The 11553-nt window shown below is 52.9% G+C and carries 10 protein-coding genes and 1 pseudogene; 6 read left to right on the forward strand and 5 right to left on the reverse strand.

All coding sequences use genetic code 11. The features are described 5' to 3' along the window. Positions 1-87 precede the first annotated feature (87 nt). Both tkt and ACFO9Q_RS08525 read left to right on the forward strand, forming a co-directional pair. The gene (gene tkt / locus ACFO9Q_RS08520; RefSeq protein WP_379180773.1) at positions 88-2103 is read left to right on the forward strand and encodes a transketolase; all 2016 of its coding nucleotides are present in this window, start codon (positions 88-90) and stop codon (positions 2101-2103) included. Positions 2104-2289: 186 nt separating this feature from the next. Beyond that, on the forward strand, positions 2290-2601 hold the full coding sequence (locus ACFO9Q_RS08525) for a pyrimidine/purine nucleoside phosphorylase (RefSeq protein ID WP_379180775.1): 312 nt from the start codon (positions 2290-2292) through the stop codon (positions 2599-2601). A 324-nt stretch (positions 2602-2925) separates the two neighbouring features. Here the strand turns inward: ACFO9Q_RS08525 and ACFO9Q_RS08530 are convergent, their stop codons facing one another. From ACFO9Q_RS08530 to ACFO9Q_RS08540, 3 genes and pseudogenes are all read right to left on the reverse strand, one after another. Next, positions 2926-3597, reverse strand: coding sequence for a hypothetical protein (locus tag ACFO9Q_RS08530; RefSeq protein WP_379181305.1), 672 nt, complete (start codon positions 3595-3597; stop codon positions 2926-2928). A gap of 78 nt (positions 3598-3675) precedes the next feature. Further along, a pseudogene (locus ACFO9Q_RS08535) lies at positions 3676-3840 on the reverse strand (transposase); the annotation flags it as partial. 649 nt (positions 3841-4489) lie between these two features. After that, positions 4490-5452: a TauD/TfdA dioxygenase family protein gene (locus ACFO9Q_RS08540; RefSeq protein WP_379180777.1), complete on the reverse strand. Its 963-nt coding sequence runs from the start codon at positions 5450-5452 to the stop codon at positions 4490-4492. Between the two features lie 470 nt (positions 5453-5922). On the opposite strand from ACFO9Q_RS08540, the gene ACFO9Q_RS08545 reads away from it, so the two are divergent. From ACFO9Q_RS08545 to ACFO9Q_RS08560, 4 genes are all read left to right on the forward strand, one after another. Beyond that, on the forward strand, positions 5923-7152 hold the full coding sequence (locus tag ACFO9Q_RS08545) for an ABC transporter substrate-binding protein (RefSeq protein WP_379180779.1): 1230 nt from the start codon (positions 5923-5925) through the stop codon (positions 7150-7152). A gap of 29 nt (positions 7153-7181) precedes the next feature. Next, on the forward strand, positions 7182-8054 hold the full coding sequence (locus ACFO9Q_RS08550) for an ABC transporter ATP-binding protein (RefSeq protein ID WP_379180781.1): 873 nt from the start codon (positions 7182-7184) through the stop codon (positions 8052-8054). A gap of 2 nt (positions 8055-8056) precedes the next feature. Continuing rightward, the gene (locus ACFO9Q_RS08555) at positions 8057-8908 is read left to right on the forward strand and encodes an ABC transporter permease (protein ID WP_379180783.1); all 852 of its coding nucleotides are present in this window, start codon (positions 8057-8059) and stop codon (positions 8906-8908) included. Between the two features lie 188 nt (positions 8909-9096). Continuing rightward, positions 9097-10467, forward strand: coding sequence for an LLM class flavin-dependent oxidoreductase (locus ACFO9Q_RS08560; RefSeq protein ID WP_379180785.1), 1371 nt, complete (start codon positions 9097-9099; stop codon positions 10465-10467). A 75-nt stretch (positions 10468-10542) separates the two neighbouring features. Here the strand turns inward: ACFO9Q_RS08560 and tatC are convergent, their stop codons facing one another. Then, positions 10543-11310, reverse strand: coding sequence for a twin-arginine translocase subunit TatC (gene tatC, locus ACFO9Q_RS08565; protein WP_379180787.1), 768 nt, complete (start codon positions 11308-11310; stop codon positions 10543-10545). Then, positions 11307-11528, reverse strand: coding sequence for a MerR family transcriptional regulator (locus ACFO9Q_RS08570; RefSeq protein WP_379180789.1), 222 nt, complete (start codon positions 11526-11528; stop codon positions 11307-11309). Before ACFO9Q_RS08570 ends, tatC begins: the two co-directional genes overlap by 4 nt. Positions 11529-11553: the final 25 nt, after the last annotated feature.

The raw sequence follows: 11553 nt of genomic DNA on the forward strand, positions 1-11553 counted from the left end.
TCGCGCTGATTCTTTAGTATAGAGAGAGAGAAATTTGCAAGCCCTAGAACGGCAAGGCAAGAATGGATATTAGGAGGAATATTAGTCATGGCAGTTACACAGAAGTCAATTGATCAACTCTCCATTGACACGATCCGCACACTAGCGATCGATGCAATCGAGAAGGCCAAGTCGGGTCACCCAGGTATGCCGATGGGTGCGGCTCCGATGGGTTACCAGCTTTTTGCGAAGAATATGAACCACAATCCTTCCAACCCAACCTGGGTGAACCGGGATCGCTTCGTCCTGTCTGCTGGACACGGCTCGATGCTGCTCTACAGCTTGCTGCACCTGTCTGGATACGATCTTCCGATGGAGGAGCTTAAGAACTTCCGTCAGTGGGGTTCCCTCACTCCAGGTCATCCGGAATTCGGCCACACGGCTGGTGTTGATGCGACGACTGGTCCGCTTGGACAAGGGGTTGCAATGGCGGTAGGTATGGCGATTGCGGAAGCTCATCTTGCGGCTACATATAACCGTGAAGGCTTCAATGTGGTTGATCATTACGTATACTCAATCTGCGGCGACGGCGACTTGATGGAAGGTATCTCCCATGAAGCGGCTTCTATGGCTGGTCATATGAAGCTGGGCAAGCTCGTTGTGCTGTATGATTCCAATGATATCTCGCTCGATGGCGAGCTGAACCTGAGCTTCTCCGAGAGCGTGCAGAAGCGCTTCGAAGGCTACGGCTGGCAAGTGCTTCGCGTCGAAGACGGCAACGATCTGGATGCGCTGGCGAAGGCAGTAGCTTCTGCTCAGAAGGAATCCGACAAGCCGACGCTTATCGAAGTCAAGACGGTTATCGGCTACGGCAGCCCGAACAAGGGCGGCAAGGGCGGACATGCTGGACCTCACGGTTCACCGCTTGGTGCGGATGAGACGGTACTGACGAAGCAATTCTACGGCTGGGAGCATGAAGCATTCACGGTTCCTGCTGAAGTACGTGCACACTTCGATGAAGTGAAGAAGAATGGCGAAGCGGCGAATGACAAGTGGAATGCGCTGTTCGCTGAATATAAGAAGGCTAACCCTGAGCTTGCAGCTCAGTTCGAGACAGCTATCTCCGGCGACCTGCCTGAGGGCTGGGACAAGGATCTTCCTGCTTATACAACGGAAGACAAGCCTTTGTCCACTCGCGTAGCTTCAGGTAATGCTCTGAATGGACTAGCAGCTGGCGTGCCGAACCTGTTCGGCGGTTCTGCTGACCTAGAGAGCTCGACGATGACGCATCTGAAGGGCTTGCCAGTGTTCAAGCCAGGCAGCTACGACGGCCGCAACATCTACTTCGGCGTACGGGAATTCGGTATGGCTGCAGCGATGAACGGGATTGCGCTTCACACAGGAATCAAGGTATTCGGAGGCACGTTCTTCGTCTTCACGGACTACCTGCGTCCTGCGATTCGTCTGGCTGCACTGATGGGTCTGCCAGTGACCTATGTGCTTACGCATGACAGTATTGCGGTTGGTGAAGATGGTCCAACGCATGAACCAATCGAGCAGTTGGCTTCGATCCGAATCATTCCAGGTCTGACTGTCATTCGTCCTGCAGACGGTAATGAGACTTCTGCAGCTTGGGCATATGCAGTAGAGAACAAGAGCAACCCGGTTGCACTCGTCCTCACTCGTCAGAACCTGCCGATCCTAGCTGGTACCGTAACTGGTGCACGTGAAGGCATTCGCAAGGGTGCTTATGTCGTATCTGAAGCTGAGGGCGGCAAGGCTGCGGCTCAGATTATTGCGACAGGCTCCGAGGTTCAACTGGCGGTTGCGGCTCAAGCAGCTCTAGCTGCAGAAGGTATTGCCGTGCGCGTCATCTCCATGCCGAGCATGGATCTGTTCGAGAAGCAATCGAAGGAATACAGAGATTCCATCGTGCTTCCTGATGTGAAGGCTCGCCTCGCTATTGAGATGGCTAGCTCATTCGGCTGGGAACGTTACGTTGGCGACAACGGCGCAGTGCTCGGCATCGACAAGTTCGGAGCTTCAGCTCCTGGCGACCGTGTCATCAAGGAGTACGGCTTCACCGTTGAGAACGTAGTGGCTAAGGTGAAGGCACTTCTGTAACAGCGGACTTTGACCTCCGGCTGTAACATTGAGTTGGCTGGAAGAGCAATCAGACTGGTTGCTCATTGAGTTAGTTGTGTGGAATAGATTAGCTGCAGTTGGTGGAAGTACAACAGGCGCCGCTCCTTGGGGCGGTGTTTGTTGTATATACATATATACACTTACTCGTAGGGGGAACTTAGGGATATGTCACAATTCGATAATGTATCTGTAGTGAAGCAAGCCAATGTGTACTTCGACGGCAAGGTAACGAGCCGCACGGTGCAATTCGCAGACGGAACGAAGAAGACGCTGGGCATTATGCTGCCAGGCGACTATGAATTCGGTACCGATTGCGTAGAGATTATGGAGATTCTAGCGGGCGAGTTGAAGGTGCTTCTGCCTGGTGAGACCGAGTGGTTGAACATCAACGGCACTGGCGAGTTCACGGTTCCAGCGAACACCAAGTTCAAGCTTCAGATTTCCACAGTAACGGACTACTGCTGCTCATACCTGTAATAATTGCTTGTCGAATAGCACTCTTTCGTATATTTATGCGAAAGAGTGTTTTTTGTTTGGAGCGGGAATTATAGATGTCGTCATCTGTTGTTAAGTTATTCATATTAACTCACCCGTCAGGGCTAGGGCTAGGACTAGGACTAGTACGGGTTGATACCTCTCATTTTTCCTTTTGTTCACTATCCCCTTCGCTCAGGAACAGGATTTCCCGGACAATCAACTCGCTAGGTGTTTTTTTTCACCGCTCAAGCAGTCCTTGATATAGATTAAAAAATTCCAACACCAATATGTCTATGTATATTAACCAGTAACCGAGCAAAGAAATTAGGCAGCCTTAACCCCAATATTATTTGATCCGTTTTCTCTCCTATAATCTCTAACAACAAAATCCTTGTAAGTAGGACATTTATGAACCATGCAAGCCTGAACTAAGGTGCTGAATGAGGATGCAAGCTGTGCAAATCTGTTAAATCTAAAGCAATATTCATGGAGGTAGGCTTGCAGATGCTTGCCGCCGATTCCGTGGAATCTCCTGTTCATCCATTGGAAGGAGTCCGATGCATAGTGGTATAGAAGAGGTACTCTTTTAAGTACTCCGTATCTGGGTACCATAGTAACCATGGTTGCAGAAGGCTCCATGTGTCGTTCTCTGAAATCAGCAATACCATACCTCGTCGGTATAGTCCCTCTCAGATCGGAGGCTGCTAACTGGAGAAGCTTAAGATGCATGAGACGGTCCTCTTCCTGATCGATATGACTAGCTCCAATCATAACGGGATGCTCATGAGGGACGCGGTCTAAGGTCGGCTTGAACCTCTGATATCCGTAAACGTGATAATCCATTCGCACCTGACCCGCGAGTTGCTGCCCTTCCTCTACCTGGGACATGGCGTCCCGAAGCTTATGCAGCATGAGCCAAGCTGTCTTGTAGGTGACTTCAATCACATCCGCGAGACGTACTGCGTTAACGCTCTCCGGCTGGGAGACGAGATACATCGTGTGGATCCACTTCTTCAGTGAGGTGCGGCTATTGTGCATAACGGTCCCAGCGGTCAGCGAATTCTGATGACCGCAAGAAGCACATTCGTATAGGGGGAGTCGGCGAGTCCGGATGGTATAGGCTTGAGAATGGTAGCACTTCATGCACTTGAAGCCATTAGGCCACTTCTGCTCGAATAACCAGGTGCAGCAGACCTCTTCATTATGAAAAAACTGATTAAATGCGTCAAAGCTCATCATCTCAAAATGAATGTCCAGTGCTGATAAACCTCCTCTTTTAGGAACATTTGTTCTTACTTAATATTAGCAAACATACGTTCTTATTTCAATAGAAAAATATAAAAAATGTAAAATTCTGAGTGAGCGGGATAGCGGTGCAAAGGTAGAAAAAAGAGCAGCTACAAGCCCTGAACGAAGGGGATAGTGGAGCAAAGAGAAAGAAAGGCATGTTGCCATGAACGAAGGGATAGTGGAGTAAAGAGAAAAAAAGGCATGTTGCCCTGAACGAAGGGGATAGTGGAGCAAAGGAGTGTGAAAGCCGGCCTGAATGCCGCTCGCATCGGATATCCATACATGCAAAAAGACCGGGGAACCCTCCCGGTCTTAGAGCTACCCTTGCTGCTTGCATGGGGTCGAGCTATCCGGCGTATGTCGGTGAGGTCGGCTTCTCGAGCGGTAAGCGCTACGCATCGGCGAGGTCGGCTTCTCGAGCGGTAAGCGCTACGCATCAGCGAAGCCGGCTTCTCGCTCGGCAAGCGCTGCGTACCAGCGACGCATGCTTCTCGCGAGGCTAGCGCAGTGCACTAGCCTCGCGAGGCTAATCCACCGCACCGGCGAGGGAGTGTTGCTGCGGGCTGCGTGGCGCGAGGCACGAGTGCTAATGCGGCGCTTAAGCCGAACGCTCGTCGGCCAGAGCCTGCGCATCCTGCAGTGAGCCGAGTGAAGTCTGCTCGCTGCGCGGCACGGTGCGGGTGCTGCTGCGGCGGCCGTCGATGCTGACGGGCACGTCCCCGTCAACCGTGACGCGGCGAACGATACGCTGCTGGTCGCCGTAGTCGTTAATCGCGTAGTGCTGCGTAGCGCGATTGTCCCAGATGGCGACATCGCCGGCTTCCCAGCGCCAGCGTGCGGTATTCTCCAGACGGGTGACATGTCCTTGCAGGAGATTGAAGAGCTGGGCGGAATCCGCAGCGGACAAGCCGACGAACTTGCGGAGGAAGTGACCCAGCACCAAGGTGCGCTCGCCTGTCTCCGGATGAACACGCACCACAGGATGCTCTGTCTCATATATGGTGGAGGCGAACACGTCGCGATGGCGCTTCACATCCTCCTCGGATACCTTCTGCCTATAGGAGGCGTAGTCGTAGTTGTTCGTATGAACGGCCCATAGACGGTCGGCAAGCTGACGCAGTTCCTCAGGCAGATTATCGTACGCAGCAGCTGTATTCGCCCACACGGTATCACCGCCAGACTCCGGAACAATGACTGCCCTTAAGATTGAGGCTTGCGGATAGGCATCGACGAAGGTGACATCGGTATGCCAGGAGTCTGCTCGGCCGCCATGGTCGGAGTTCAGCTCCAGAATGTACTCGGTACCTCCCTTGATTGGTACTGTTGGATGTGCCACCGGCGCACCGAAGAGGCCAGCGAGCGCTTCCTGCGCGGCGTCGTCCAAGTGCTGCTGTCCGCGAAAGAAGATCACCTTATGTTCAAGAAGCGCCTCGCGAATGGACTTCACCGTATCGGAATCCAGATCCGATGCCAATCTCACTCCTGTAATCTCTGCACCAATTCTGCCTGCAATCCTACGCACTTCTACTTGCGCTGCCGTCTGATTCGCTTCTGCACTCATGTGTAACGCCTCCTAATAGTTTTGATTGTACTCAGGGAACAACAAAAGCCGGAGCATAGCCCAAAGGCATCTGTCCCGGCTTCCAGTTATCTGGTCAGCTTCAGTATATCCAAGTAAATCGGTGTGAATGGTTTTGATTCTAGCGCATAGACTGGATTAGAGTCAAGAGGGCGTTTAGACCTAAGTTTTAGTTAAGAATAGATCTGAGGTAGGCCTGTATACAGCGCTGAGTTAAGTCTACATATAAGGCTATTTTGTCGAGATTTATCGATTCACCACCCTCTGAAAATAACGCTTGACGCCACTTAAAAAGCCGTGATAATATTCAAAACACACTAATCCAATCGGAATAAACTAATTGGAATTAGGAAATCCAAATACGACCGGACCACCGGAGACGAGGACTGCACCTTGCAGAAACTTTGTCTCCTTTTTGTGTTCAACCGGCGATCCAGGGGAGAGAGAAGCTTATGACCACTCTATTCAACTTAACAAGAACAACGGTGCGGGCAACAACTCTGCTATCCATCTTATTAATTGGTGCAGTCATCCTATTAGCAGGCTGCGGCCAAGAGGAGACGGGGGGAGGCAATAAGTCGGGATCGTCAGCAGCGAAGGACGGGAGCAAGGATACGGCGGCATCGTCAGCAACGAAGGACGGGAGCAAGGATACGGCGGCATCGTCAGCAACGAAGGAAGACGGCAAAGGTGCATCGGGTGCAGCAGAGAAGGAAGACGGCAGCGGGACAGCAGCTGCAGCAGCTCCCGCAGGAGGAGAGCCAGAAGTGCTTGAACTGAAGTATCAAGGATGGACGGGTTCGGTTACAATCGCCGAGCTTGCAGAGAATCTGGGCTATCTTGCACCAATTAAGCTGAAGTGGATTGGCAATACGATTAGCGGCCCGCAAGATATTCAAGCGGCAGCAACGGGAGACGTCGACTTCGGGGGAGCCTTCAACGGAGCAGTCGTGAAGCTTGTTGCGTCTAATGCACCTATTACCCCGGTTGTCTCTTATTACGGAACCAACGACAAGCGTTGGAATGGCTTCTTCGTCCTTGAGGACAGCCCGATCAAGACAGCTAAGGACTTGATTGGTAAGAAAGTCGGCATGAACACACTCGGTGCCCACGGGGAAATCGTACTGAAAAACTGGCTTCAGAAGGAAGGGCTAACGAAGAACGAGATTAAGGATGTAACGCTAGTAGCACTGCCGCCAGTTAATCTAGAGCAGTCGCTGCGCGGTGGTCAGATCGACGTTGCTGTTATTGGAGATATCGTCAAGGATAAGGCGTTAGAGCGCGGAGGCATTCGCAGTCTGGCTTCTGATTATGATCTGTTCGGGGCCTTCAATGCTGGTACTTATGTGATTCGCAAGGAATTCATTAAGGAGAATCCGAACACAACGCGGAAGTTCGTAGAAGGTGTTGCTAAGGCAATTGAATGGCTGAAGGAGACGCCAGTAGAGGAGTCCAGAGCCCTGTTCGAAAAAATCATTAACGAACGCGGCCGGAAAGAAGATGCCTCAGCTGTCAAATACTTTAAAAGCTCAGGCGTAGCCGGCAAAGGCGGCTTAATCTCCGATCAAGACTTCCAAATCTGGATCGATTGGCTGGAGAACGAGGGCCAGCTCGAGAAAGGCAAGCTGAAACCGTCCGAGTTCTATACGAATGAATTCAATCCATTCTTCGAGAAAAAGTAGCATGACCCACGATTAGGAGGCGATGCCGTATGGCAGGGAACAGCACTAAAATAAGCTTTCAACAGGTCAATAAGGTGTTCAAGGTTAGGAGTACGGGCTGGCTGCGCAAGACTGAGACAGAATTCACGGCGCTGAAGGACATAACCTTCGATGTGAATACAGGAGAGTTCGTCGTTATCGTTGGCCCAAGCGGCTGCGGGAAGTCGACGCTGCTTGACCTGCTGGCTGGGCTGACTAAGCCGACCTCCGGACAAATTCTTATTGATGGGAAGCAGATTGCCGGCCCTGCCTTGGATCGTGGCATTGTTTTCCAACAGTATGCCTTATTCCCGTGGAAGACCGCGAAGGGCAACATCGAGTTCGGGCTAGAAGCGAAGGGGATTACCGGCAAGGAGAAGGTGGATAAGGCGAGAGAATATCTGGCCTTGGTAGGCCTCAGCGGCTTCGAGGACCGATATCCTCACGAGCTGTCGGGAGGGATGAAGCAGCGGGTGGCGATTGCAAGAAGCCTGGCCTATGACCCGGATGTGCTGCTCATGGATGAGCCGTTCGCCGCACTAGATGCCCAGACGAGGGAGACGCTGCAAGGTGAGCTCGTGCGAATCTGGGAGCAGACGAAGAAGACGATTGTGTTCATCACTCACGGTATTGATGAAGCGATCTACTTGGGACAGCGAGTGGCTGTGATGACGTCTAAGCCAGGACGAATTAAGCAGATTATTGACATCCCTCCTAATCTAAGAGGAGCTGGGGAGTCGCTCAGGGCGGAGCCGGAGTTCGGTCGTATTCGGGGTGAGATCTGGGGACTGCTGCGTGATGAGGTGGTTAGAGCGGAAGAGAATGAACGTGAGCAAGCACTGCGGGCGGCCGCAGCCAAGTCTAAGCATGAAGGAGCTGTATAACGATGGCTAGTCTAGAGAAGAGTATTGTCCTGCCCGTTCATGATTCCGCTGAGCTGAACAAGTCGCGCCTGGATCTGCTCACGATTCCTGTCAATATTGCTGCCCAAGTATTGAAGCGAATCATCATTATCGCAGCGCTGCTTGGTCTATGGGAAGTTGCTCCTAGAATTGGTCTGGTTGAACAGGCGTTCCTGCCGTCATTCTCAGTGGTGCTGGCGTCTTGGTGGCAGCTGCTGTTAAGCGGAGACCTGTGGGATCATACACAAGCCAGCTTGGTGAGGTCCTTCGCTGGATTCGGGCTTGCACTAGTCATTGCCATTCCGCTAGGTCTGCTGATCGGCTGGTATAAGAGGCTGTCCGATCTGCTGAATCCGCTGCTGGAGCTATTCCGTAATACGGCTGCGCTCGCTCTGCTTCCTATGTTCGTCCTTATCCTCGGAATCGGAGAGACGTCGAAGATCGCACTGGTCGTATACGCGTGCTCATTCCCTATCTTGATTAATACGATAAGCGCGGTTCGTTACGTCGATCCGCTGCTCATCAAGTCGGCTAAGTCGATGGGCCTGTCCCCCTTCCGCTTATTCCAGAAGGTTATCCTTCCTGCAGCTGTACCGCCGATCTTCACAGGCATACGGATGGCTGGAGCGAGCTCTATCCTCGTCCTCGTTGCGGCTGAGATGGTAGGAGCGAAGGCCGGTCTTGGCTACCTCATTAACTATGCGCAATTCAGCTTCATGGTGCCGGAGATGTATGCAGGCATCATTACGATATCGGCGCTCGGCCTGCTGGTGAATCATATTCTGGTATCGCTGGAGCGCTACTTCACCGCCTGGAAGCCTAGCTCGACGGAATGACGTATAGGGCTGAGGGGAGCTTGACGGCAAGCTTAAGTGCAAATGCAAGTTCAAGTGCATGTGCAAGTGCATGTGCAAGCTATTACCACAATCAGTCTCTGGTGTCAGTCGCAGTGGTTAGGCAGCTGTTCAGGTAATAGAGCAGGGATAAGTTGGATCATTACCTTTTACACTAGGAGGGTTATATAATGAGCAATCAAGCGCAGCAGCGTGAACGTCAGTTAAGTCTTGGTCTATTCCTAATGACACCCGGTCATCATGTGGCGGCATGGCGTCACCCCGATGCAGCCGCATCGGATGTGCTGAACTTCAAGTGGTATCGCAAGCTGGTAGAGGATGCTGAGCGCGCGAAGTTCGATATGGTATTCCTGGCAGATGGTCTGGCCGTCTCTGAGAAATATCCGGAGGCGGTGGAACAGACTGTATCGGTGCGGCCGGAGCCGCTGACACTGCTGTCCGCCTTGTCGGCGGTCACGGACAAGATCGGGCTGGCTGCGACGGTATCCACGACTTACAACGAGCCGTTCCACGTGGCTCGGAAGTTCGCTTCCTTGGATCATCTATCTGAGGGCAGGGCAGCATGGAATGTCGTGACTTCAGCGAATGTGTCCGAGGCGTTGAACTTCGGTCAAGACAACCATCTGCTGCATGATCTGAGGTATGACCGAGCGGAGGAATTCTTGAATGTGGTGAAGGGGCTGTGGGACAGCTGGGATGATGATGCCTTCCTGTATGACAAGGATGCGGCCAAGTTCGCGGATAAGACGAAGTCTCATACGCTGAATCACAAGGGCAAGTGGTTCTCGGTACGCGGACCGCTGAACGTGGCTAGACCTGTGCAGGGCTACCCGGTCGTTATCCAGGCGGGTTCCTCTGAACCGGGGAAGGAGCTGGCTGCCCGCACAGCGGAAGTCATCTTCACCGCTTGGCAGACGCTGGAGGAAGCCCAGCGCTTCTACAGCGATGTGAAGGGGCGTCTGGCCAAGTATGGGCGAAGCCCGGATGAGCTGAAGATTATGCCAGGTGTGTTCCCCATTATCGGCCGGACTGAGGAGGAAGCGCTGGAGAAGAAGGCGCTGTTCGAGCAGCTCATTCCTGAGCAGGCTGGAGTGAGCCTGCTGTCGCAGATGATCAGCGTTGACCTGACGCCGTATCCGCTGGATGGTCCGCTGCCGGAGCTGCCTGAGCTTGCGCAGGTGAACGGTGGGAAGAGTCGGTTCACGCTGCTGAAGGATCTGGCGGAGCGCGAGGGACTAACCATTCGCAAGCTGTATCAGCGAATTGCCGGTGCCCGCGGTCACCGCGAGATCTGGGGAACTCCGGTGCAGATTGCCGATCAGCTGGAGGAGTGGTTCGTCAGCGGCGCAGCCGACGGCTTCAACATCATGCCGCCTTACTTGCCGGGCGGCCTGAATGACTTCGCTGAGCTCGTCATTCCAGAGCTGCAGCGCAGAGGGCTGTTCCGTACGAAGTACAGCGGAAGCACGCTCCGCGACCATCTTGGCCTGAAGCGGCCGGTCAATCCTCGTACGAGGGTGGCGGCTCTGAGCGAGGGGTAAGGCGGTTTTGATTGAACAGCAAGGCAGGATCGTTCCTGGGAACGATCCTGCTTTGTTGTTATTTTTTTATTAATATCAACTGCTGGTTGGGGCTGTATGGTCTAGGTTGAGATTCATAGTCTTAGCCCTCCGATTATAGACAACCCGGGATAGGACGACGCTAATCTCATAGAGCAGGACGAGGGGGACGAACACCATCAGATGCGAGATGAATTCAGGAGGAGAGATCAAGCTCGCAACGACGACTAGAATAACGTAGGCGAACCTGCGCATGCGGCTCAGCCCTCGCGGATTAAGCAGCCCAATGCGGGTTAAGAACATAACGATGATAGGCAGCTCGAAGGCGACCGCCAGCGGCAACACGATACTAAGCATGAATCCGAAGTATTGGGCAATGCCATAGGTCTCCACGAGGTTCATGCTGTGCGCGATGCGAGAGGTGAAGGAGAAGCTCATCGGGAAGACGACGAAGTAAGCGAAGGATAAGCCGGTCAGGAAGGAGATGACGCTGTAGGGAATGTATCTCAGAGTGGCCGATTGCTCCTCCTTGCTTAACCCATGCTTGACGAACAGCCACAGCTGATATAAGGCGAAGGGCAGGGTAATAGCGGCAGCGATGACGAAGGCAATCGACATATACATACGAAGAGCATCCCACGGAGAGAACACATTCCAGGTGATGGCGGTTGCCGGCGGTACGCTCTTCAAGTAATTGAGCAGCTCTGGAGATAGGAATAAGGCGGCGATCATAGCCAGCACGAAGAGGGTGAGCGTGAACAGAATGCGTCTCCGCAGCTCCGTAATATGGTCGATAAGCGGCATGGTAAGGGGAAGATGCTTCATGATTGCATCATCTTCCGAAGCTCGAAGGTATGATAGCCGTCCTTCAGCTTCATATGTATGTCCTTAATGAGCTCCACATCCTCTAACGAATATTTGCGCGCGCGCCCCTTCGAACGATGAGGGAAGACAAGCTCGCGTTCCTCGTAGTAACGAATCTGCCTCTCGGTTAGTCCTGTCAATTCCTTCACTGTCCCAATCGTTATGACCTTGTTCGTCATAGGCTGTCGCCTCCTCGTGTCATGA

Origin of the sequence: Paenibacillus sp. GCM10023252 (genome assembly GCF_042653305.1) — a bacterium.
In the GTDB taxonomy this organism is placed as follows: Bacteria; Bacillota; Bacilli; order Paenibacillales; family Paenibacillaceae; genus Pristimantibacillus.

Coding starts and splice junctions, on each gene's coding strand:
- ACFO9Q_RS08540 (WP_379180777.1), bottom strand. CDS start 5,452: ATGAGTGCAGAAGCGAATCAGACGGCAGCGCAAGTAGAAGTGCGTAGG.
- ACFO9Q_RS08550 (WP_379180781.1), top strand. CDS start 7,182: ATGGCAGGGAACAGCACTAAAATAAGCTTTCAACAGGTCAATAAGGTG.
- ACFO9Q_RS08560 (WP_379180785.1), top strand. CDS start 9,097: ATGAGCAATCAAGCGCAGCAGCGTGAACGTCAGTTAAGTCTTGGTCTA.
- ACFO9Q_RS08555 (WP_379180783.1), top strand. CDS start 8,057: ATGGCTAGTCTAGAGAAGAGTATTGTCCTGCCCGTTCATGATTCCGCT.
- ACFO9Q_RS08530 (WP_379181305.1), bottom strand. CDS start 3,597: ATGTATCTCGTCTCCCAGCCGGAGAGCGTTAACGCAGTACGTCTCGCG.
- tatC (WP_379180787.1), bottom strand. CDS start 11,310: ATGAAGCATCTTCCCCTTACCATGCCGCTTATCGACCATATTACGGAG.
- ACFO9Q_RS08525 (WP_379180775.1), top strand. CDS start 2,290: ATGTCACAATTCGATAATGTATCTGTAGTGAAGCAAGCCAATGTGTAC.
- tkt (WP_379180773.1), top strand. CDS start 88: ATGGCAGTTACACAGAAGTCAATTGATCAACTCTCCATTGACACGATC.
- ACFO9Q_RS08570 (WP_379180789.1), bottom strand. CDS start 11,528: ATGACGAACAAGGTCATAACGATTGGGACAGTGAAGGAATTGACAGGA.
- ACFO9Q_RS08545 (WP_379180779.1), top strand. CDS start 5,923: ATGACCACTCTATTCAACTTAACAAGAACAACGGTGCGGGCAACAACT.